Raw genomic sequence first — 23171 nt, 5'->3', positions numbered from 1 at the left:
AAGCGTCCTTGCAACCTTGTGGGCTGACCCCGGGCCGGGCCGCACCTAGATTGCGCCACAGGGAGGAGTTGCCAAAATCAAGGAAAGGCACTCCGATGGCAAACACAGCGGCACTCAATTCGACAAAAACCAAAGCGCAAGAAGCGCTTGAGGTCCTGGAACAGGCCTGGGCCTATTACACTCCGACCCCGCGTCCCGCACCCGCTGGCCCCGCTTACGAGGATATCCCTCTCGCAGCCTGACCCTATCAAATGGCTGCTTCGACAACCGCGCTGACCAGGCGCGGTTTTCTTTTGCACAACGCGTTTTCTGGCTTGCCTAAACGCCGCCTTGTGCGTTTCCTTGCCCCCAAAGCACCCCAACCAACAAAACGCCACGGACCCGCCCATGACAGAGCTCCAAACCGCCCCGCCCGAGGATGCCGAGGCGCGCCGCGCGATTGCACCGGTGATCTGCTATCCCAATGACACTCTGCCGCATATCGATCTGCCCGCCTATCAGGCGGCCCTGACCACGGCAGAGGTTACGGATACCTGCCTGATCCCGCCGCGCGATGCCCGCTGTTTTGAGGCTCCGGCAGGCAGTTTCGTCCGCATCACCTCGGTTGACGGGCCACAGGTCGGCGACCTGAACCTCTGGAACGCGCAGGACCTGTCCGAACGTTTCTATTCCGGCAAGACCCGCGCCCTGCATGGCTCCCATGTCAATCTTGGCGATCGGCTCTGGTCCTCCTTCCCACATCTGCGCCCCATGGCCAGCGTGGTTCAGGACAGTCTGGATTGGTACGGAATTGATGAATTTGGCGGTTCGGTGCATGACGTGATCGGCACGCGCTGTGATCCCTATACCCACAACCTTTTGGCCGGGGATCATTACCATTATTGCTGTCATTCCAACCTGATCCGCGCCTTGGCCGATCACCTTGGCATCGCGGCCGAGGATGCCGAACCGCATGTGCATGACGTGCTGAATGTCTTTATGTGCACCGGCTTTACCCGCGATACCGGCCAATATTTCATGAAGGCCAGCCCGGTGCGCCCCGGTGACAGCTTGACCCTATTTGCCGAAATTCCCCTGCTTGGCGCGCTCAGCGCCTGTCCGGGTGGCGATTGTTCCTCGGAACACAGCTCCGATACGGCGGCCTGTCACCCGCTCAAGGTCGAGGTCCTTACGCCAGACCCGGACAGCTTGTCGGGCTGGTGGACCAGCCCGCCGCGCAACGGTTACAACCGCAGCCACGGTTTGTAACTAGGGTAGGGTGGGGTTCTACCCCACCACAATCTAGTCCCCCGGAACAAAAACTCTTGTCATAGAGTTAATGTCCTCGGATCGCCTGCGATCCGGTTCTCGCTCATTCTAGAGGCATGCTTCCAGCATGACCCCGCCCGTCAAACCAAAGGTTTGCCTTCGGCAAAGCGGCGGGCGCGAATTCGTCTTAACGTTTCAACAAGATGCACAGTTACCTGATGCCACCACCCAGTCGCCAAGGTTAGACACGCCCACCCTCGGTGCCGGGCGCGAACCTGCGTGGTTACTAGGGCCTGTGGACAATCACCATAAACCATCAGCGCGAGACCCATTTTACCGCTGACAAGGCGATTTTCCCGCAGCGATCTGGTTGATCGGAAGGGAAAATCAACGAAGGCAGAGGCAAAATGTGCCGCGCAGCTCCGCTGTTTCGCCAAAATTGCTCATTTCGTCGTTATTTGACCGTGAAATAGATAACTATTCCTGTGGCCAAATTCCTAGAACTGAGCAATTTTGGACTGAAACTGATGGTCTATGGTGATTGTCCAAAGGCCCTAATTGTCTATGTTGCGGATTTCGGTTCCAGGGTTCTGACCCTAAAAGCTCAAGATTGCGGGAAAGCCGCCTCAAGCGCGATTTCCACCATATCACCGAAAGAGCGTTCGCGATCTTCTGAGGGCAGCGCCTCGCCGGTCAGCAGGTGGTCAGACACGGTCAGAACCGCCAGCGCGCGCACCTTGTGACGGGCCGCAACCAGATACAGCTCGGCAGCTTCCATCTCGACCCCCAGCGTGCCATGGCGCACCATCTGTTCGTTCAGATCGGGGCGCTCGTCATAGAACACATCCGACGAATAGATCCCGCCCACATGATAAGGGGTCTCGCGCGATTTGGCTGCGTTGACCGCCGCCTCCAGCAGGCTGTAATCGGCGCAAGGGGCAAAGTTCAGCTCGCGTAAAATACCGCGTGACGGGGTCGACAGGGTTGTGGCGGTCATGGCGATGATCACATCGCGGATCTTGACCGCGTCCTGCATGCCGCCGCAGGACCCGATGCGGATCAGGGTCTTGGCCCCATAATCGCGGATCAGCTCATTGGCATAGATCGACAGCGATGGCATCCCCATGCCTGACCCGTGAATGGTGACCCGATTGCCGCGCCAGGTGCCGGTGAAACCCAGCATGCCGCGGACTTTGTTGATGCAAACCGCATCGTCAAGAAACGTCTTGGCGGCCCATTCGGCGCGATAGGGATCGCCCGGCATGAGAACGGTTTCAGCGATTTGGCCTTGTTCGGCCCCAATATGGACTGTCAATGCAATACTCCACCTGTGGATGTGTGGCCCTCTCTGTCCAAAGTGAACAGTATTCGGGCTGATGGGCCACAATACCAGTCAGGTGTCAGATTTCCAGATCTTCGACAGGTGTTCCCTTGGCCAAGGCATCGACAACCCATTTCGGCTTGCGACCGCGACCTGTCCAGGTCTGGCTTGGATCCGCCGGGTTGGCGTATTTCGGGGCACCTTTGGTGGTTTTGCCACCGGCATTCAGAATTTCATCCAGCGAATAGCCAAATTCCTTGGCAACCTTTTCCGCAGCGATTTTCGCTTCGGCTTTGCGGCGTGCATCCACTGTTTTTAGGGCTTTTGTTGCGTCGGCAATCAGTTGGCTCAGTTCCTCGCGGGACATGCCTTCTAGATCGATGCTCATTGCAGTCTCCTTCGTTTCCGGGACGTTACCTCAATAACTTAACCAAGAAGTGCAAGCTGTCGTTTTGTGTCAATCCAGATAAAATAGCATAAATCCGCGCGAATGGCAGTCGCGCGGATCATTTTTGGTATTCTAAATCGATTATTCGGCCGCGACCGATTTGGGATCAGCCAATGTCACGATATCGCGCATGATCGAATTCAGCTCGAAATCCTTGGGTGTATAGACTCGCGCAACGCCCATGGCGCGCAGGCGCTCGGCGTCCTCATCCGGGATAATGCCGCCCACTGTGACCGGAATATGGGTGAGCCCCTCGGCGCGCATCCGGGCCATGACATCTTCGACCAAAGGGATATGGCTGCCCGACAGGATCGACAGGCCGATCACATGTGCGCCATCCTTGGCCGCCTCGATGATCTGCTCCGGCGTCAGGCGGATGCCCTCATAGTCGATCTCCATGCCGCAATCCCGCGCACGGAAAGCGATCTGCTCGGCCCCGTTGGAATGCCCATCCAGCCCCGGCTTGCCGACCAGGAACCGCAGGCGACGGCCCAGCTTGTCACTGACCGCATCAACCATTTCGCGAATGTCTTCCAGACCTTCGGTCTTGTTGCTCACCGATTTCGACACGCCGGTCGGGCCGCGATATTCGCCATGTACCGTGCGCATCTGCGCCGCCCATTCGCCGGTTGTCACCCCGGCCTTGGCACAGGCGATCGAGGCGGGCATGACATTCTCACCCGCTTGCGAGGCCGCCCGCAGCGCCGCCAGAGCCGCCTCAACAGCACCCGCATCACGACCCTCACGCCATTCGTTCAACCGCGCGACCTGTTCTTGCTCGACCGCCGGATCAACCACCATGATCCCGCCATCTTCACCCACCAGGGGCGAGGCCTCACCCTCGGTCCATTTGTTCACGCCAACCACGATGGTTTCATTGCGTTCAATCCGGTTCAGGCGATCCGCATTTGAATCGACCAGGCGACCCTTCATATATTCAATGGAGCCAATCGCACCGTTCATGGCTTCGATATTGGCCAATTCCGCCCGTGCGCCCTCTTTCAGGGCTTCGACTTTGCGATCCACCGCCGGGTTGCCCTCAAACAGGTCGTCATATTCCAGCAAATCGGTTTCATAAGCCAGGATCTGCTGCATCCGCATCGACCATTGCTGATCCCAAGGGCGCGGCAATCCCAAGGCTTCGTTCCAGGCTGGCAATTGCACCGCCCGCGCGCGGGCCTTTTTGCTCAGCGTCACCGCCAGCATTTCAATCAGGATCCGGTAAACGTTGTTTTCCGGCTGTTGCTCGGTCAATCCCAGCGAATTCACCTGCACCCCATAGCGGAAGCGGCGGAATTTCGGGTCTTCTACGCCATAGCGGGTTTGCAGGATCTCATCCCACAGATCGACAAAGGCGCGCATCTTGCACATTTCGGTGACAAAGCGAATGCCCGCATTCACGAAAAAGGAAATCCGCCCACACAGCGCCGGGAAATCCTCGGCCGCAACGCGTGGCTTCAATTCATCCAGCACCGCAATCGCTGTCGCCAGGGCAAAGGCCAATTCCTGTTCCGGCGTCGCACCGGCCTCTTGCAGGTGATAGGAACACACATTCATCGGGTTCCATTTCGGCACATTCTTATAACAATATTCGGCCACATCCCCGATCATCTTCAGCGACGGCTTGGGCGGGCAGATATAGGTGCCGCGGCTCAGATATTCCTTGATCAGATCGTTTTGAACCGTGCCCTGCAGCTTGGACACATCCGCGCCCTGTTCCTCGGCCACCGCGATATAAAGCGACAGCAGCCAGGGCGCGGTCGCGTTGATGGTCATCGAGGTGTTCATCTGCTCCAGCGGAATCTGGTCAAACAGGGTGCGCATGTCACCCAGATGGCAGACCGGCACCCCGACCTTGCCGACTTCTCCATGCGCCAGGATATGGTCGCTGTCATAGCCGGTCTGAGTCGGTAGATCGAACGCCACGGACAGCCCGGTCTGACCCTTGGCCAGGTTGTTGCGATACAGCGCGTTTGACGCTTTGGCAGTCGAGTGGCCGGCATATGTCCGGATGAGCCAGGGGCGGTCGCGTTTGATTTCGGTCTCGGTCATCAGGGCCTCCATCGGCAAGAATCTGGGGTCGCAATCATATTGCTTTCGCGAATGGATAGACGAAAGAATATGTCGCGTCAATTCGCTGCGTTGCGGCAGTGCATTTGCAGAATACCGCATCGGGCACCACCCCCAATGGGGCGCCTCGCCGCAAATTGCGAAAATCCGGTGTATCTTACGCGCGCAGTAACCGCATCAGGGCGCAACAGGCACAGGCAATCCCCCCTAAAATCAGGGTGTTTTGTACAGATTGGCCGTTGCGCACAGGGCGCGCGGCGGAATTAACCAGTTTTCGGGTGCAAATCACGCCCGCCCGGCGTTTTTTCGGGCCTCAAAGGGGGGCAATCAGACTCAATCATCCCGAGAATCGGACAGATTCCCCCTCTTGAACGGTGTTGCCTGCCCTGTCAGGCTCATTAACCATGAGTAATCCCGTCACACTGCCCCTTTGGATGTTCCTGCTGATCCTGGTCTTTGCCGCGATCACCTTTGCCAGTCATTTTCTGTTCCCCTCGGTGCGCTGGTTTTTTCGCCGCCGGATGGAGCGTGCGGTCAAGCAGCTTAACACCCGGCTGCAGCGCCCGATCGAACCCTTTCGCCTGCTCAGACGCTATGACCTGATCCAGCGTTTGATCTATGACCCCGAGGTCACCCGCGCCGTCGTCGACCATGCGCGCGAGGCAGGGATGCGCGAGGATGTCGCCTTTGAACAGGCGCGCCGCTATGCCCGCGAAATCGTGCCCAGCTTTTCCGCCTTTGCTTATTTTGGTTGGGGGGTGCGCGGGGCGCGGTTTCTGTCCCGCGCGCTTTATCGTGTGCGCCTTGGCCATCACGATCCACAGGAACTGGCCGGGATCGACCCCGAGGCGACGGTGATCTTTGTGATGAACCATCGCAGCAACATGGATTACGTGCTGGTCACCCATCTGGCGGCGGATCGCTCGGCGCTGAGCTACGCGGTGGGGGAGTGGGCGCAGGTCTGGCCTTTGTCGCAGCTGTTTCGCTCGATGGGGGCGTATTTCATCCGTCGCAAATCCCGAGATGCCTTATATCGCAAGGTGTTACGCCAATATGTCGGGCAGGCGACCCAAGGCGGAGTCACCCAGGCCATTTTTCCCGAAGGCGGGCTCAGCCTGGATGGCGCGCTGGCCAAACCCAAGCTGGGATTGCTGAGTTACATTGTCGAAGGGCTCGATCTTGAGGCGCGGGATGTGGTCTTTGTCCCGGTTGGGCTGAACTATGATCGCGTGCTCGAAGACAAGGTTCTGATCGGCGGGGCCGAGGCGGGCGGGCGGCGGTTCAATGCTGGGATAGGCAAGGTGACCCGTGCGATTCTGCGTCAGATCTGGCTGCGCCTCCGGGGCAAATATCACCGTTTTGGGTATGCCGCCGTCAGCTTTGGCGCGCCGGTTTCCTTGCGGGGACACCCCGATCTGGTCGCCAACCCCGAGGTTCTGGCCGAACATCTGATGGCGCAGGTCGGTCAGGTCATCCCGGTTTTGCCCGTGCCTCTGGTGGCGCATCTGCTGCTGGAAAACGATCTGGATCGGGCAGGGCTGGAACAGGCCTTTCTCGCCGCGCTTGACCGGCTTCAATCCAGCCATGTGCATCTGCCACGCGCCGATAAATCCTATGCGGTCGAGGTCGGTTTGCGGGCGCTGACCGAACGGGATCTGGTCGCAAAACAGGGGGAAATCTACCGGGTTAACGAAGCGTCTCGAAAAATCGTCGAATTTTATGCGAATTCGATCCGGCACCTGTTTTAACTGAATTTTAAGGGAAATTCTGCGTGCGCGAAGGTTTTTCTGCGTTCGCTCGGTTATAAAATTACAAAATACCCAGTTTCTGCGATTGCATTGTTGCGCGCCCTCTTGTAGTCCATTGGGCAATCCCGGCCCGATTCCGCAGTGCAGAACGGTCCGGAAGCAGGAAACCTAAGTGAACAGGAGGCCCAAATGGCTCTGGATCAGGACACCGGCATCGCTGCATACGACGCCCCCGAAAAAGACCTCTACGAGATCGGCGAAATGCCCCCATTGGGCTATGTCCCAAAGCAGATGTATGCCTGGGCCATCCGCCAGGATCGTCAGGGTGAACCCAAGCAGGCGATGCAGGTCGAAGTGGTCGACGTGCCCAAGCTGGACAGCCACGAAGTGCTGGTTCTGGTGATGGCTGCTGGCGTGAACTACAACGGCATCTGGGCCGGTCTGGGCGTTCCGATTTCCATGTTTGACGTGCACAAACAGCCCTATCACATTGCCGGTTCCGACGCCTCCGGCATCGTTTGGGCCGTGGGTGACAAGGTCAAGAATTGGAAAGTCGGCGACGAGGTTGTTATCCATTGTAATCAAGATGATGGCGACGATGAGCATTGTAACGGCGGCGACCCGATGTTCTCGCCAACCCAGCGGATCTGGGGCTATGAAACCCCCGACGGGTCCTTCGCTCAGTTCACCAATGTTCAGGCCCAGCAGCTGCTGCGCCGTCCCAAGCACCTGACCTGGGAAGAGAGCGCCTGCTACACCCTGACCCTGGCCACCGCCTACCGCATGCTGTTCGGTCACCACCCGCACGAGCTGAAGCCGGGCCAGAACGTTCTGGTTTGGGGGGCTTCCGGCGGTCTGGGCTCTTATGCGATCCAGCTGGCCAACACCGTTGGTGCCAACGCGATTGGTGTGATCTCGGATGAAAGCAAGCGTGATTTCGTCATGGCGCAAGGCGCTAAGGGCGTGATTAATCGTAAGGATTTCAACTGCTGGGGCGAATTGCCCACCGTGAACAGCCCCGAATATAACGAGTGGCTGAAAGAAGCCCGCAAGTTCGGCAAGGCGATCTGGGAGATCACCGGCAAGGGTGTTAATGTCGACATGGTGTTCGAACATCCCGGTCAGGCCACCTTCCCGGTTTCGACCCTCGTGGTGAAAAAGGGCGGCATGGTCGTGATCTGCGCCGGCACCTCGGGTTTCAACTGTACCTTTGACGTGCGCTACATGTGGATGCACCAGAAGCGCCTGCAGGGCTCGCACTTTGCGCACCTGAAACAGGCCGCAGCTGCCAACCAGCTGATGATCGAGCGCCGCCTTGATCCTTGCATGTCCGAAGTCTTCCCTTGGGATGAAATTCCGGACGCGCATATGAAGATGTACAAGAACCTGCACAAGCCCGGCAACATGGCTGTTCTGGTGCAAGCGCCGACCACCGGTTTGCGCACATTCGAAGACGCGCTGGAAGCCAAGAAGTAAGCACGTCTGACCACCCATCGGAAACGCCCGCGAATCGCCCTTTTGGCGCGCGGGCGTTTTCTTTGGATAGATCGCATTTTAGAAAACAATACCTTGGGAAATCGCCCCCTCGCAGTTTTTGGGGAGTAGGATTCCGTGAATATTAACCGTGATCGGGTCATGCTATGGTTGATTTAATGGATCATTAACCTGCTATAAGTGAGACTACACATGGGACAAGATTGGATTTTGGACGTACTGGCTGACCTGAAAACCTTTGCACGCGAAAATGGTATGCCGTCGCTGGCGGCGCAGCTGGATGATGCGAGCTTTGTGGCTCAGGCGGAAATTGCGTCCCTTGCCGAGGAAAACGGGGTTGGGATTTTTGGACGAGGTGCCGCGACTGGACCGTCTGATCGAACGGTTGGAGTCCAGTGAGGGGTTAGACGACCTTCAGATCGTTATCGAAGAGCTTCGGGATGGCTATTCGATCGATCACATGCTGTATCATTGGGTGAACAGCAACGGCGATCAATATGGCTGCGGGACCTATCCGCTGGATTGGGTCAACCGCTATGTCGAAAAGGGATATCTGCGCGTCGATCCTGTCATCATAGGCTGCTTTCAACGCTTCCACCCGGTGGATTGGAAACGCCTCGACTGGTCCGGCAAAGCCGCCCGCGCCTTTATGCAAGACGCCATCAACCATGGCATCGGCAATCAAGGCTATTCGATCCCGATCCGGGGCCCGAACGGTCAGTTTGCGCATTTCACCCTAAGCCATAATTGCAGCGACGAAGACTGGCAGGAGTTTACGACAAAGAACCGGCGCGATCTTATCTTGATTGCGCACAGCTTTAACCAGAAGGCGCTGGACTTTCAGCCGGGGCGTACGCCTGAACCCTCTCAATCCTTGTCCCCACGTGAGATTGAGGCGATGACCCTTCTGGCGATTGGTTACAGCCGCGCACAGGCCGCCGATACCTTGTCGATCTCCGAACATACGCTTCGGGTTTATGTCGAAAGTGCCCGCCACAAACTGGGCGCGTTGAACACCACACATGCGGTCGCCCGGGCCCTGAACCGCGGGTTGATCGTCATCTGATTGTGCCCTCTGGTAAACTCTCGTTTACCGGAGCGTACGCTTGGATCAGCACCCGTTAACCGGGAAATTTCAGTGTTGTCCTCATCAAGTTTCACGAGGGGCACCACACCATGATCCGCTTTATCTACGCCGAAGATCTCCACAACTTTCCGCTGCTGGCTCGCACGATGTTTCAGGACCGCGCCGCGCAGTTCAAAACCCGCCATGATTGGGACGTTACCGTTGATGAGGACGGGCTGGAGCGCGATCAATATGACGTCGAAAACCCGCTTTATATTATCTGGCAGAACCCCGATGGCACCCATGGTGGTTCGCTGCGCCTGATGCCAACCGTGGGCAAGACCATGGTCAATGATCACTTTCTGCACCTGACCGACGGCGTGCGCATCGAAAGCCCGCTGATCTGGGAATGCACCCGCTTTTGCCTGGCCCAAGGCGCGCGTCCCGGTGTGGCTGCGGCCCTGATGCTGGCCGGGGGCGAGGTGATGAAAGAGTTTGGTATCGAACATTTTGTCGGTGTGATCTTTGCTCATATGGTCCGCGTCTTCCGCCGCATTGGCTCCACCCCCGAAGTGCTGGGCACCGATGGGACCGGCAAAGGTGCTATCAGCGTTGCGATCTGGGAATTTACTGAGGAAAATCAGCGCGCTGTGTCCAAGGTCGCCGGCGTCTCGCCCGATCTCATGAAACGCTGGTTCGAAGCCTCCTTTGGCGAAACCGTACGCATGGACACCATGCCAAACCCGTTTCTGGCATTGGCCCCGCAAGCGGCCTGAGCCCGAAAGCCCGGCGGGAGGTTACCCCCACAAAGCCCCTTGATCCATATGCGAGGGTTCACCCCCTCGCATATCGGCCCCTAATTCTGGCCTTTCAACTGGTGCATCCCGACGCGGCCCGATAGGGTGCCGCCATGAACGCGCCAGCCCTCACTTTCTCCGAAGATCAGGCCCTTGCCCATGACCGTGTCGCCGAGATGCTGCGCGCGGCCGGTGTTGATCTGGATGACGGCATTTGCCTGCCTGCCAGTGATGGCTCCGGTCAGGTGATGGCGCTGATGGGCAAGGCGGGCAGCGGCAAGACGCTGCTTTTGTCCGAACTCGTCAAAGCGCTCGAAGCCATTGATGTTGAAATTGTTTCAGGCGATTTCGAATCCAAACAGCGCAAAGGGCGGCGCAGCCTTGCGGTGCTGGCCCCGACCAACAAGGCGGCCTTTGTTCTGCGCACCCGCGGCGTGCCCGCCACCACCATTCACCGCATTCTTTATACACCGGTCTATGATCCGGAATACGAAAAGATCGCCGAATGGCTGGCCGGACACGAAGAACAACCCGAGATCGAGGGCATCACCCAAGAGGCGCTGGATCGGGCCAAAGCGACCTATGAGGCGCATAAATCGATTCCCGCAGCTTTGGCGGCGGCGGGCCTGCGCGGCTCGGATTTCATCACCGGTTGGAAACGGCGCGAAGACCCTCTGGATATTGGATTCGTTGATGAATCCTCGATGCTGGATGACCGGCAATTCGAAGATCTGAAAGAGATTTTTCCGAACCTCGTGCTGTTTGGCGACCCGGCGCAGCTGGCTCCGGTCAATCAATCCGGGCAGATGGTCTTTGACAAACTGCCCGAAAAGAACAAGCTCGAACTGCACCGCATCCACCGTCAAGAGGCGGATAACCCGATCCTGGATTTGGCCCATGCCTTGGCTGATCCCCAGATTGGCTTTGAGGATTTTGAGCGTCTGGTCGAAGAGGCCTCGCGTCGGGATGTGCGGGTTAATTTCGCCCAAAGGGTCGAGGTTGACCTGATGGCGCGCTCGCCGGTTCTGGTCTGGCGCAATGCCACACGCATCCGGCTGATCAACGCCTTTCGCCTGGTTCATGGCGCGCCCGAAACCGAGCTTTTGCCCGGTGAGCCGCTGATTTGCGACGGGATCGAATTGCCGCTGAAACATCGCAAGAAACGCCTCGATCTTGAGGCGCGCGGGCTGATCAAGGGTGCGCAGGTGGTCTATCTTGGCCCCGGTCGCAAACCGGGGTTTTCGCGGCTGCATGTGATGGGCGCGATTGAACCACAAGTGTCGGCGGCCTCGATTGTGAAAATCGAAAAACCTGAGGAAGAAGAACCGTTTATCCCCTATGCCGCCCGGATGGGGGCGACGTTTTTGCATGGGGCGGCGGTGACGATCCACAAGGCGCAGGGCAGCCAGTGGGAAGACGTGCAGGTCTTTGCCCCCGACCTTTATGCCGCGGCTCGGATGGGGCGCAGCGAGGCAGGCCAACCGCTTTGGAAACGTCTGGCCTATGTGGCGATCACCCGCGCCTCGGAGCGGTTGCATTGGGTCGTGCGCAATCGCTTGGCCAAGCCCAACAGCCCGCTGATGGTCGATGATCTTGGCGGAACGCCCGCACCGCTGGCGCTGGAACCGCAGAGCGAAATTGACGGGCTCTGAGCGTAAATCCCCTTACGTCATTTTTTTGCTGCGAGTCGAAATGCCTATTGCCTAGCGCTGCGCGAATTGGCCAATCTGTCCCAATACATAGCGGACGGCAGGGGAGGGCCAGATGCAGGGCATGATGATGCAAATGCCGCTGCGCATTATCGAAATTCTACGATATGCGAGCGAAGTTCACCCGGAAGGGGAAATCGTTTCGGTGCGGACCGAAGGCGACATTCACCGCGAGACCTATGATCAGGCCTATCGGCGCAGCGCGCAATTGGCCTATGGTCTCAAGGGTTTGGGGATTGGTGACGGCGATCGTGTCGCCACGCTGGCCTGGAACGGTTACCGCCATTTCGAACTCTATTACGCCATTTCCGGCATGGGGGCGGTCTGTCACACGATCAACCCGCGTCTTTCTGCTGAACAGATGCTCTATATCATCTCCCATGCCGGTGACCGGGTGCTGTTTGTCGACCTGACCTTTGTCCCGATCCTTGAGGCGCTGGCCGATCAGCTGCCCGATGGGCTGCGTTTGGTTGTGATGACGGATCGCGCCCATATGCCTGACAGCGCGCTTGATTTGCTCTGCTACGAAGAGTTGTTGGACGGTCAACCCGAGCAATTCGACTGGCCGGAAATGGATGAAAACAGCGCGGCGGGGCTGTGTTACACCTCGGGCACCACCGGCAATCCCAAAGGCGCGCTTTATTCACATCGCTCGACCGTTTTGCACGCCTTTATGGTGGCCATCGCCGTGCCGCGCAGCCTGCATGAAGGCGCGCGCATCCTCCCCGTGGTGCCAATGTTCCACGTCAATTCCTGGGGGCTGCCCTATGCCGCGCCGCTGGTCGGGGCCAATTTGATAATGCCGGGGCCGAAACTGGATGGGGCCTCGGTCTTTGATTTGATGGAGAGCGAAAAAGTCACCGCCAGTTGGGGTGTGCCAACGGTCTGGATGGGCCTTCGCGCCGAGATTGAGAGCCGCAATGCCACCCCATCCGAGCTGGATCAACTGGTGATCGGCGGCTCGGCTGCGGCGCGCGACATGATTACCTTTTTTGAAAGCAAAGGTGTTGATGTCTGCCATGCCTGGGGCATGACCGAGATGAGCCCGATTGGCACACAAGCCCAGGTCTCGCGCCCGATGAAACAGTTGCCCGCCGAAGAACAGCTTGATTTCAAATGCAAACAGGGGCGGCGCGTCTTTGGGGTCGACATGAAAATCGTCGATGAAGAGGGCAAGCGCCTGCCCCATGATGGCGAGGCCGTGGGCGAGCTTTATGTGCGCGGCAATGCGGTGATTTCGGGCTACTTCAACAATGATGAGGCGACCGAGGCCGCGCTGGACAAAGAGGGCTGGTTTGGCACCGGCGATGTGGCGAGCATTGACAAACGTGGCTTCCTCACGCTTCAGGATCGTTCCAAAGACTTGATCAAATCGGGCGGCGAATGGATCAGCTCGATTGATTTGGAAAACATCGCCCTGGGCCATCCCAAGATTGCCAACTGTGCCGTCATCGCGATTGCCCATCCGAAATGGGATGAACGCCCGCTGCTGATTGTCGTGCCGCATGACGCAAATGACCCGCCCGCTTTGGCTGAGATCCACGAGATGATGCTGGAACATGTGGCGCGCTGGCAATTGCCCGATGATATGGTGTTGACCGATGCGCTGCCACTGACCGCGACGGGTAAGGTTTCGAAACTCACCCTGCGTAAAACCTTTGGCGATCACGTGCTGCCTGATGCTGGTTGACGATCTGCGCGCCCTGCCAGAGCGGCACTCGGACTGGGTCACTTTGGACGCCGCGCGGGTGCGTGCCTTTGCCGATACCACCGAGGATTGGCAGTTCATCCACCTGGATGAGGCCCGCGCCGCCGCCGAAACCCCGTTTGGAGGGGCAATTGCGCATGGGTTTCTGACCCTGTCGATGTTGTCGATGATGTCCTATCAGATCGTGCCCGATCTGCCCGGCCTTGGGGCCAGCATCAATTACGGGTTTGATCGCATCCGCTTTGTCTCGCCCGTGCGGGTGGGCGCGCGGGTGCGTGGGCGCTTTGCTGTGGCCTCGGTTGATGAGGGCGATGGCTGGCTGGCGGTGCATTGGGATGTCACGGTCGAAATTGAAAACGCCGAGCGGCCAGCCCTGGCCGCGCAATGGATCACCCGATTTGAGAGGAAGAGTTAGATGGATCTTGGAATGACGGATCGGGTGCGGCCACTGATCGAGGCGGTGCGACGCATGGTCGAGGATGATATCGCCCCGCTGGACGCGGAATTCCACGGCGAGGTGGGCAAACACCCCTCAGGCGACCGGTTTCAACACACTGAACGTCAGTTGGAAATCCTGAACGGTCTCAAGGGTTTGGCGCGTGAGCGCGGGTTGTGGAATTTTTGGCTGACCGATAGCGACCGCGGCTATGGGCTCAGCACCGTGGAATACGCCTATCTGGCCGAAGAGATGGGCAAGGTCGGCATAGCCGCCGAGGTGTTCAACTGCAACGCGCCTGATACCGGCAATATGGAAGTGCTGGAACGCTATGGCGAAGACTGGATGAAAACCCGCTGGCTGGTGCCGCTGCTCAATGGCGACATCCGCTCAGCCTATGTGATGACCGAGCCGGATGTGGCGTCATCTGACGCGGCGCAACTGGCCTTTGAGGCCCGGCGTGATGGGGATGATTATGTGCTGAACGGCGAAAAATGGTGGATCAGCGGGGCAGGGGATCCGCGCTGCCAGCTTTATATCCTCATGGCCTGTACCGATCCTGACGCCGCCAAACACAGCCGCCACACCATGTTTGTCATGGATGCCGACACGCCGGGGATCGAGATCCTGCGCCCGATGCAGGTCTTTGGTCAGGATGACGCGCCCCATGGCCATATGCATCTGCGTTTCACCGATGTGCGCATCCCGGCGCGCAATATTGTGCTGGGCGAGGGACGCGGCTTTGAGGTGGCGCAGGGACGCCTTGGCCCCGGCCGCATCCATCACTGCATGCGCGCGATTGGTCAGGCGGAAAAGGCGCTGGACATGATGTGCAAACGCGGCCTTGACCGCGAAGCCTTTGGCAAGCGCATCGCTGATCTGGGCGCAAATTACGACATCATCGCCAATGCCCGGATGGAGATCGAAATGGCTAGGCTGTTATGTCTCAAGGCTGCCTGGATGATGGACACCGCTGGTGTGCGCGCCGCCCAGCCCTGGATTTCCAAGATCAAGGTCATCGCGCCCTTGATGGCGGGCAAGGTGATCGATGAGGCGATGCAATTGCACGGCGCGGCGGGGATCTCTCAGGATACGTCGCTGGCCGCGATGTGGACCCATGTGCGCACCCTGCGCTTTGCCGATGGTCCGGATGCGGTGCATCGCCGTCAGGTCGCCCGGGCCGAGCTGCGCAAGCACAGCAATCAGGCGAGCTGAGCCATGACCCCAGAGGAGTTGCAGCGGGTCAGTGACTGGATGGTCTCCAATGTGGCGGGCTTTCAAGGCTCGGCGCGGGCGGCGAAATTCGATGTTGGCCAATCCAACCCGACCTATCGGCTTGAAACACCTCAGCGCAACTATGTGCTGCGCCGCAAGCCTCCCGGGGTGCTGCTGAAATCGGCCCATGCGGTGGATCGCGAATTTCGCGTGCAAAAGGCCCTGGCAGACAGCGATGTGCCCGTCCCCGCCATGCTGGCCCTCTGTCAGGACGACACCGTCCTGGGCACCGATTTCTACATCATGGAGCATATCACCGGGCGCAATATCGTTGACCCTTCCATGCCCGATGCCACCCCCGCCCACCGCCGCGCCATCATCGCTGAAATGGCCCGCGTTCTGGCTGCCATCCACAAAGTGGATGTCGACGCGGTTGACCTGTCCGATTACGGCCCACCGGGCCATTACTTCGAACGCCAGCTTGCCCGCTGGTCCAAACAATACCGCGCCAGCGAGACCGAAACCATCCCGGCGATGGAGGCGCTGAACCAATGGCTCAGCGCGGAAATGCCCGCCGATGACGGCCAGCGTACCCTTGTGCATGGCGATTTTCGCATCGACAATCTGCTCTTTGCACCAAACAGCGCTGATTGCCTGGCCGTGCTTGATTGGGAGCTGTCCACCCTCGGCCACCCCTTTGCCGATCTCGCCGGGGTGATCATGCAATGGCAATTGCCACCGGGCAGCGAAGGGCGCGGGCTGGCCGAGCTTGATCGGGCCGCCTTGGGCCTACCCAGCGATGCCGAATTCGTCGCCGACTATTGCGCGCGTCGCGGCATCGCCCAGATCGCAAACTTTGGCTTCTACCTGGCCTTTGCGTTTTTCCGCATGGCGGCCATCCTGCAAGGCGTGAAGAAACGCGCGCTTGACGGCAATGCCGCCAACCCCGACAAAGGCTTGAAACTCGGGGCTTTTGTGCCGCGATTTGCAGAGTTAGGATTAGAGGCGCGCGACTGGAATGGATGAAGCTTTACGGGAAAAATCATACGCCTATGCGCGTCACTTGGGCTTTGAGATGGTGGATTGGCGCGAGGGCTATTCGAAATTCCAGCTCCCGCTGGAACCCCATATCATGAACCGCCATGGCAGCCCGCATGGCGGCTCACATGCCTCGCTGCTCGACACGGTCATGGGCTTTGCCGGCTGCTATACCGGTGATCCGGACAACCGCCAAATGTGCTGGACGCTGACCCTGAACGTGCAATACCTGTCGCGCCCGCGCGGTCAGATGTTCATCGCCGAAGGGTTCAAAACCGGCGGTGGCAAATCCACCTTCTTTGCCGAAGGCAAAATCACCGACGAAACCGGCGAGTTGATCGCCAAAGGCGCCGGCACCTTCCGCTACCGCAAGTCCGGCTGACCCACGCCAATTAGATCACGCGTCTACAGCGTGTTCAGTTTGATCTGATTCAAGTATTCGCTCGGCAGGGCGAGGCAACATTTGCAGAGCATAACGCGTTCGACCAGCTGAGCGAATTCAATTGAACTGGACGCGCTCTAGGTTTCTTTGGGCCAAAAATATCCCGGGGGAGGCCGCAGGCCGGGGGCAGCGCCCCCAACCCCCTATCAACCGGCGACCGAGGCCTTGATCGCGCGGATATTCTCACCATAGGGGGCCGGGTTCTCGACCGAACCACCGCGGAACACGGCAGAACCCGCCACCAGAACATCCGCCCCGGCTTCAACCACCAGCGGCGCGGTGGTGGGATCAACGCCACCGTCAATCTCGATATGCACCGGACGGTCGCCAATTATCTCGCGCAGCTTGCGCACCTTGGCGGTCATATCGATGAACTTTTGCCCGCCAAAACCGGGGTTCACGGTCATCACACAGACCAGATCGGTCAGGTCCAGCAAATGCTCGACCGCTTCCGCAGGTGTGCCCGGGTTCAAGGCGATCCCGGCCTTCATCCCCGCGCCACGAATGGCCTGCAAGGTGCGGTGGCTATGGGGCCCAGCCTCAACATGGGCGGTCAAAACATCCGCACCGGCATCGGCATAAGCGTCGATATAAGCATCCACCGGCGAGATCATCAGATGCACATCCATGACCGTTTTCACATGTTTGCGAAACGCTTTCACGGCGGGGGGACCAAAGGTCAGGTTCGGCACAAAATGCCCGTCCATCACGTCGACATGAATCCAATCCGCGCCTTGCGCTTCAATGGCCTGAATTTCACGGCCGAAATCGGCGAAGTCGGCTGAGAGGATAGAGGGGGCGATCTTGACGCTGCGATCAAAGCTCATGGTCGAATCCTTGCGGCTAGGGTTGGCTAGGGCTTAATACCCTGCGCTGCGGTCAACAAGATGCAACAGAGGCGTGCCGGTCTCGGCGCGGCGAATGTTTTGCGCTATCACTCGTGCGGCACTGTCAGGACGGGTGGTCGAGGCGATATGCGGGGTCACGGTGACCTTTGGATGGGCCCAGAACAGGTGATCCGCAGGCAGCGGTTCGACGCGGAAAACGTCCAAAGTCGCATGACCGATCTGGCCGCTGTCCAACGCCGCCAGCAGCGCCGCATCATCGATCAAAGGCCCACGCCCCGGATTGATGATCACACTGCCCTTGGCCATCAGCGCCAGGCGTTCTGCGTTGATCACATCCTCGGTCGCCGGCGTGTTGGGCAGCAGCAGCACGACAATCTCGGCCCCGCTCAGCGCGCGCGCCAATCCCTCGTCACCATGTTCGCAGATCACATCTGCAATCTCCTTGTCGGATCGGCTCCACCCGGTCACGGCAAAGCCGATCTGCGCCAGCATCCCGGCGCAGGCAGTGCCAAGCGCGCCAAGCCCCAGCACCGTCACCTTGCGATCCTTAGCCAAGGGGGGCGGCGTGTCGTCCCAGATCCGCTCCGGGTTCACAATATGTGCATCCATCCCCAGATGGTGGCGCATCACATGGCCGGTGACCCATTCCACCATGCCCTGTGTCAGGCCCTCTTCATCAACCATTCGGGTCAGCGGCACAGTCAGAGTCTTATTGCCAACCACATCCTCGACCCCGGCCCAGAGGTTCATCACTGCCTTGAGGCGGGGAAAGACCGAAAAATCGCTGAGCCCGGAATTGGGCGCATAGATGATGTAATCCACCAGCTCCGCATCCATCTCACAGGACAGCACATAATCCAGACCTTCCGCGTCCAGGGCTGCGCGCAAAGGGGCTTCGTATTCCGGCCAACGTTCGGATTTGGCGGCAAACAGGATATGGGTCGTCATTTTTTTGGGGCCAGTTATCTAGGTCTGTGGACATGCGCGCTTTGCACCAACCCAAAGCCCAGCATCAGGATCAGCATCGCCGATCCACCAAAGCTGACCAGGGGCAGGGGAACGCCGACAACCGGGGCCAGCCCCATCACCATCGACATATTGACCGCAAAGAACAGGAAAAAGGTCAGGCCGATCCCGAGGATCAGCAGCGAGGAAAAGCGATCTTTGTTCTGCAGGGCCGAGACCGTGCAGAAAAACAGGATCAGCATGTAAAGCACGAGCAACGAGAACCCGCCGACAAAGCCGAACTCTTCGGCCAGGGTGTTGAAGATAAAGTCGGTTTGTTTCTCAGGCAGAAAGTTCAGCCGCGACTGGGTGCCTTGCATAAAACCCCGCCCGGTCCAGCCGCCAGAGCCCATGGCGATCTTGGCCTGTGTGATGTGATACCCAGCGCCGAGTGGATCGGTGCTTGGGTCCAGGAATGTATCAATGCGGCGATATTGGTAATCCTTCAGCAATTGCCAATCCGTGGCGCGGCTTTGGAAAACCGCCCAGATCGTTCCGGCCCCAGCCGTGGCAACAGTCGCAAAATAGAGCCAATGCACCCCGGCGAGAAACATCATCAATCCGCCGGACACCAATAGCAGCAGGGCTGTCCCAAGGTCCGGCTGGCCAAGAACCAAAATGGTTGGCAGGACAATCAGCACGATTGGCAGGAGAACCCAGGTCGGTCGCGAGGTTCGGTTGAGAGGCAACCAGTCGTAATAGGCGGCCAGCACCATGACCATTGCGATTTTCATCACCTCTGAGGGTTGCAAACGCATGAAACCAAGGTTGATCCAACGCTGAGCGCCCATGCCGACCTCGCCAAAAAGCTCGACCATGACCAGCAGGATCAGCCCGACAATATAGGCCACAATCGCCATATTGCGCCAGAACCAGATCGGGATCATCGCGACAATGAACATGCCCGCCAGACCAAGGGCAAAGCGTTTCATTTGTGGCTCGGCCCAGGGGGTGAATGACCCGCCTGCCACCGAATACAGCATCAGAAACCCGACCGACGCCACCGCCGCCAGCAACACGATCAGCGCCCAGTTCAGGTGCAAGATCTTGCGCCAGCCGGTGGGGACGCTCTTGATATTATGTTCAAGAAAGGTCACGCGCGGTTGCTCCGCAGCGCTTGACGTTCCTCACGCTCCTTTGACAGTCGCGCCTGAAGCGCCTTCACGCGGGCGCGGTCCTTCTTCGGATAGGCATCCAGTGGAGGATCACCGCCGTAAAGGGCCTGCAAAGTGACATCGCGGGCAATCGGGGCGGCCGCGACCGAACCGCCGCCGCCATGTTCCACCACCACCGACACGGCGATCTTGGGGTTGTCCCAGGGGGCAAAATTCACGAACAGCGCATGGTCGCGCTTTTCCCAAGGCACAGCCGAGTTATCGACCACGGTTGACGATACCTGCGCGGTGCCGGTCTTGCCCGCCATGCGCATCCCGTCGGCGATGATGCGCGAGCCATAGGCGGTGCCGCGGCGATTGTTGCTGACCGAATACATGGCACGGTGGATCAGGCGCAGGTGGTTGGGGTTCAACCCCAGATCGGTGCCGCCGCGCAATGGGGTGTCCACATCGCCAATCCGTTTGACCAAGCGGGGCGAGATATCACGCCCCGTCGCAATCCGGGCCATCATCACCGCCAATTGCATTGGCGAGGTCAGCACAAAGCCTTGCCCGATCGAGGCGTTGACGCTGTCGCCGATCACCCATTCCTGCTTGTGCTTGCGCAGTTTCCAGGCCTTGTCCGGTACCAGACCACTGGTGACGGCAGACATGGGCACGCCATGGGTCTCGCCCAGCCCCAAACGCCGCGCCATGGCGGCGATGCGTTCGATCCCGACCTTGAGCGCCAGATCGTAATAATAGACGTCACAGGAATGGCGCAGGCTTTGTTCGAGGTTCATATTGCCGTGACCCGAACGTTTCCAGCAATGGAACTTGCGCCCGCCGACCTCCATATGGCCGGGGCAATAGACCGTATCTTCGGGCGAAATCAAACCGGCATCCAACCCGGCCAGCGCCGTGACCATCTTAAAGGTCGATCCGGGCGGATAGGCATCCTGTACGGTTTTCGAGGCTTGCGGGCGGTGATCATTGTCGCGCAGCAACGCGTAATCCGCCGTCGAAATTCCGTGCACAAATTTGTTGGGGTCATAAGACGGGGCCGAGGCAATCGCTTTGAGGTCGCCATTCTCCAGATCCATCACCACGACCGAGGCTGATTCCTCACCCAGCCTTGCGAGAATGTAATCTTGCAGATCCGTATCCACGGTGAGCTGCAAATCAGCCCCGGTCGAGCCTTCGCGCCGGTCCAATTCGCGCATCACGCGGTTGGCCGAGTTCACTTCGACCCGTTTGACCCCGGCCTTGCCGCGCAAGAGGTCCTCGTATTTCGACTCGATCCCGACTTGACCAAATTGAAATCCAGGCAGGTTCAGCACCGCTGGCGGGTCTTCGTAGCGCGACAGGTTGCGGTCATTCACCTTGGCCACATAGCCCGCCACATGGGCGTAAAGTTCGGATTGGGGATAGACGCGCGATTGGCCCACCTCGGTCGAGATGCCGGGCAGGGCGGGGGCATTGGCGGCGACGCGGCTGATATCGGCCCAGCTGACGCGGTCGGCAATTGTCACAGGGTCAAACGGGCGGCGCGGGTTGATGCTGGTCAGGGCGCGGTTCAAATCACCCTCTTCCAACTCAACCAGTTGCGAGACCCGCGCGATGACATCCTGCACGTCTTCGGCATCTTCGGGAACAAGAATGATGCGATAGGTCGGCTCGTTCTCGGCAATCACGCGGCCATTGCGGTCAAAGATCCGGCCCCGGGTTGGCGGGATAAAACGGATGGAGATGCGGTTTTCTTCGGCCAACAGGCGGAATTCATCGGCCTGTTCCACCTGCATATAACGCATCCGCGCGCCCAAAACGCCAGCAAAGGCCAGCTGCGCGCCCCCCAAAAGCAGCCCGCGCCGGGTGATCCGGCGGGCGCTCAGTTCGGTTTCGCGGGATGTGCGCCTCATGTGCGGTGCCTCATCTGGTCTAAATCGTCTTTCTTCCCTTTGGCCGAGCCAAATACCAAATAGCTAAGCCCGGCAATCAAGGGGTAAATGGCCATTGTGGTGCCATATTGCATGAAAGACAGAGATAGCGCACCCGGCGAGACCAGCAATAGGCCAAGAACCGCGCGATAGGTGACAAGGGCCAGCAAAAGCACCGAGGCCACCGTGACCCATTCGGCGAAAAATGTGTTTTCGCGCAGGGCCCGGTCGCGGGATTTCAGCCATTCGGTGCCCAGCAATATCAACCCGGCCCACAATCCCGGCGGGCGTTGTAGCAGCATATCGGCCAGCAGCAGCACAAAGGCGACCAGCAACATGGGCACATATTGCGGGCGGCGCAGGGCCCAGGCAAAGGTCAGCGCCACAAGCACATCAGGGCCACCAAAGGGGCGCGGGCTGATCTCAAGTGGGAGAAGATGCGCAAACAAGATCAGCAAAGCAAAACCAAGATAGGCCAGGCGCATGAGCCATAGTTTGACCGGGTTCAGCTCAGCCATCGCCTTCCCCTTCGCTGCCGGGCAGGGCCGGGGCGGGGGCTTCGGAATCCGGCAGGTTTTCGGGCAGGATCAACCCGCTGGGAACGGTCACGCGCCGCGCACCATGATCGCGCAGAACCCTCAGGAATTCCAAGCGTTCATAATCGGCGGCCAGACGGGCGCGCAGGCGTCCACCGGGATCTTGCGCAACCTGACCAACCAGCAGGCCGGGGGGAAAGACATCGCCATCACCGGTGGTGACAATGCGATCACCCGGGCGGACCTGGTCAGGGTTTTCCAGGAAATCAATCGGGGGGGCGGCGGTGTTGTCACCGGCGACAAGAGCGCGCTGACCCGAGGGCTGGATCTCAACCGGAATGCGCGAACTGGTATCGGTCAGCAGGATGACCCGGCTGGTATTGGCCCCAACCCCGGCGATGCGACCCACAAGGCCGATCCCGTCCATTGTTGCCCAGCCGTCAACAATCCCATCGCGAGAGCCGACATTGATCAGAACCGACTGGCGAAACGGCGACCCGGAATCGGCCAGCACCACCCCGGTGATAAAGGTCAGGCGCGGATCAAGGCGGACATTGTTCAGGTCGCGCAGCCGGGCGTTTTCCTGCTCCAATTGCAGCGCCGCCTCTTTCCAGGCCGTCATCTGACGCAATTCACGGCGCAATTCCTGGTTTTGCTCGTGAATGCTTTGATAGCTTTGAAAATCCCGGAACAGTTGCGCTGTTGCGGTGACAGGGGCCATGGCCCAATCCATGTTGGGCACCACCGTATCTACCACCTGGGCGCGAAACCGTTCCACGCGTGGCGAGTCAATGCGCCAGACAAGGAACAGCAACAACAGGCACAGGGTCACGACCGCCAGCAAGAGCCGCCTGAGCGGGCGGGTGAAATCTTCGCTGTTGGAGCGATCCTGCGCCAAAACGCCTCCGTTTCCTGATCAAAGCTGTGATCTTTGTGCGACCTATCGTGTTGCGGGACAAGAATTTTCGAAAATTCTTGCAAATTCCGTGCACGGAATTTGGGGCATCCAGA

Annotated in this window: 22 protein-coding genes; 13 read left to right on the top strand and 9 right to left on the bottom strand. The window is 59.1% G+C overall.

The window, feature by feature from the left end; translation table 11 throughout:
- The first annotated feature begins 95 nt into the window (after positions 1-95).
- Complete coding sequence (locus CLV87_RS23795; RefSeq protein ID WP_166652665.1) at positions 96-242, top strand: hypothetical protein; 147 nt, start codon at positions 96-98, stop codon at positions 240-242.
- 145 nt (positions 243-387) lie between these two features.
- Positions 388-1248, top strand: a complete 861-nt coding sequence (locus CLV87_RS04015; protein WP_099244796.1) for an urea carboxylase-associated family protein — start codon at positions 388-390, stop codon at positions 1246-1248.
- A 604-nt stretch (positions 1249-1852) separates the two neighbouring features.
- Here CLV87_RS04015 and deoD read toward each other — a convergent pair.
- The 3 genes from deoD to CLV87_RS04000 form a co-directional block, all read right to left on the bottom strand.
- Positions 1853-2563 (bottom strand): purine-nucleoside phosphorylase, encoded by a 711-nt coding sequence (deoD, locus tag CLV87_RS04010; RefSeq protein ID WP_099243330.1) that lies wholly within the window; start codon positions 2561-2563, stop codon positions 1853-1855.
- A gap of 85 nt (positions 2564-2648) precedes the next feature.
- A complete protein-coding gene (locus CLV87_RS04005) occupies positions 2649-2957 on the bottom strand; it encodes an H-NS histone family protein (protein WP_099243331.1) in 309 nt (102 codons plus the stop codon).
- 141 nt (positions 2958-3098) lie between these two features.
- Positions 3099-5069 (bottom strand): protein meaA, encoded by a 1971-nt coding sequence (locus CLV87_RS04000; protein WP_099244798.1) that lies wholly within the window; start codon positions 5067-5069, stop codon positions 3099-3101.
- Between the two features lie 422 nt (positions 5070-5491).
- Between CLV87_RS04000 and CLV87_RS03995 the strand changes: the two genes are divergently transcribed.
- The 11 genes from CLV87_RS03995 (at position 5492) to CLV87_RS03950 (ending at position 16680) form a co-directional block, all read left to right on the top strand.
- On the top strand, positions 5492-6835 hold the full coding sequence (locus CLV87_RS03995) for a 1-acyl-sn-glycerol-3-phosphate acyltransferase (RefSeq protein WP_099243332.1): 1344 nt from the start codon (positions 5492-5494) through the stop codon (positions 6833-6835).
- Between the two features lie 189 nt (positions 6836-7024).
- Entirely contained in the window at positions 7025-8311 is a 1287-nt protein-coding gene (gene ccrA / locus CLV87_RS03990; protein WP_099244800.1) for a crotonyl-CoA carboxylase/reductase, read from the top strand.
- Between the two features lie 210 nt (positions 8312-8521).
- Complete coding sequence (locus CLV87_RS24110) at positions 8522-8728, top strand: hypothetical protein (RefSeq protein ID WP_235871835.1); 207 nt, start codon at positions 8522-8524, stop codon at positions 8726-8728.
- Complete coding sequence (locus CLV87_RS03985; RefSeq protein ID WP_370739632.1) at positions 8676-9395, top strand: helix-turn-helix transcriptional regulator; 720 nt, start codon at positions 8676-8678, stop codon at positions 9393-9395. The genes CLV87_RS24110 and CLV87_RS03985 overlap by 53 nt, the downstream gene beginning before the upstream one ends.
- Positions 9396-9505: 110 nt before the next feature.
- The gene (locus tag CLV87_RS03980; protein ID WP_099243334.1) at positions 9506-10171 is read left to right on the top strand and encodes an acyl-homoserine-lactone synthase; all 666 of its coding nucleotides are present in this window, start codon (positions 9506-9508) and stop codon (positions 10169-10171) included.
- A 134-nt stretch (positions 10172-10305) separates the two neighbouring features.
- The gene (locus CLV87_RS03975; RefSeq protein WP_099243335.1) at positions 10306-11844 is read left to right on the top strand and encodes an AAA family ATPase; all 1539 of its coding nucleotides are present in this window, start codon (positions 10306-10308) and stop codon (positions 11842-11844) included.
- Between the two features lie 112 nt (positions 11845-11956).
- A complete protein-coding gene (locus CLV87_RS03970; protein WP_099243336.1) occupies positions 11957-13591 on the top strand; it encodes a long-chain-fatty-acid--CoA ligase in 1635 nt (544 codons plus the stop codon).
- Positions 13581-14024: a MaoC family dehydratase gene (locus tag CLV87_RS03965; RefSeq protein WP_099243337.1), complete on the top strand. Its 444-nt coding sequence runs from the start codon at positions 13581-13583 to the stop codon at positions 14022-14024. Before CLV87_RS03970 ends, CLV87_RS03965 begins: the two co-directional genes overlap by 11 nt.
- The gene (locus CLV87_RS03960; RefSeq protein WP_099243338.1) at positions 14025-15260 is read left to right on the top strand and encodes an acyl-CoA dehydrogenase family protein; all 1236 of its coding nucleotides are present in this window, start codon (positions 14025-14027) and stop codon (positions 15258-15260) included.
- Between the two features lie 3 nt (positions 15261-15263).
- Positions 15264-16286, top strand: coding sequence for a phosphotransferase family protein (locus tag CLV87_RS03955; protein WP_099243339.1), 1023 nt, complete (start codon positions 15264-15266; stop codon positions 16284-16286).
- A complete protein-coding gene (locus CLV87_RS03950) occupies positions 16279-16680 on the top strand; it encodes a PaaI family thioesterase (protein WP_099243340.1) in 402 nt (133 codons plus the stop codon). The genes CLV87_RS03955 and CLV87_RS03950 overlap by 8 nt, the downstream gene beginning before the upstream one ends.
- A 206-nt stretch (positions 16681-16886) precedes the next feature.
- On the opposite strand, the gene rpe is transcribed toward CLV87_RS03950, so the two are convergent.
- Genes rpe through mreC form a run of 6 tightly spaced genes read right to left on the bottom strand, consistent with a single transcriptional unit; the run spans position 16887 to position 23058 of the window.
- Positions 16887-17567 carry a ribulose-phosphate 3-epimerase gene (gene rpe / locus CLV87_RS03945; RefSeq protein ID WP_099243341.1) on the bottom strand — a complete coding sequence of 227 codons (681 nt, stop codon included), beginning with the start codon at positions 17565-17567 and terminating at the stop codon, positions 16887-16889.
- A gap of 33 nt (positions 17568-17600) precedes the next feature.
- The gene (locus tag CLV87_RS03940) at positions 17601-18536 is read right to left on the bottom strand and encodes a 2-hydroxyacid dehydrogenase (protein ID WP_099243342.1); all 936 of its coding nucleotides are present in this window, start codon (positions 18534-18536) and stop codon (positions 17601-17603) included.
- Between the two features lie 14 nt (positions 18537-18550).
- Entirely contained in the window at positions 18551-19690 is a 1140-nt protein-coding gene (rodA, locus tag CLV87_RS03935; RefSeq protein ID WP_099243343.1) for a rod shape-determining protein RodA, read from the bottom strand.
- On the bottom strand, positions 19687-21606 hold the full coding sequence (mrdA, locus tag CLV87_RS03930) for a penicillin-binding protein 2 (RefSeq protein ID WP_099243344.1): 1920 nt from the start codon (positions 21604-21606) through the stop codon (positions 19687-19689). The genes rodA and mrdA overlap by 4 nt, the downstream gene beginning before the upstream one ends.
- Positions 21603-22142, bottom strand: coding sequence for a rod shape-determining protein MreD (locus tag CLV87_RS03925; RefSeq protein WP_099243345.1), 540 nt, complete (start codon positions 22140-22142; stop codon positions 21603-21605). Before CLV87_RS03925 ends, mrdA begins: the two co-directional genes overlap by 4 nt.
- Positions 22135-23058 (bottom strand): rod shape-determining protein MreC, encoded by a 924-nt coding sequence (gene mreC / locus CLV87_RS03920; RefSeq protein ID WP_099243346.1) that lies wholly within the window; start codon positions 23056-23058, stop codon positions 22135-22137. Before mreC ends, CLV87_RS03925 begins: the two co-directional genes overlap by 8 nt.
- Positions 23059-23171: the final 113 nt, after the last annotated feature.

Source organism: Pelagimonas phthalicica (genome assembly GCF_004364805.1).
Lineage (GTDB): Bacteria > Pseudomonadota > Alphaproteobacteria > Rhodobacterales > Rhodobacteraceae > Pelagimonas > Pelagimonas phthalicica.
The sequence above is the reverse complement of the archived record's forward strand: the minus strand, read 5'-3'. Positions and strand labels throughout refer to the sequence as shown.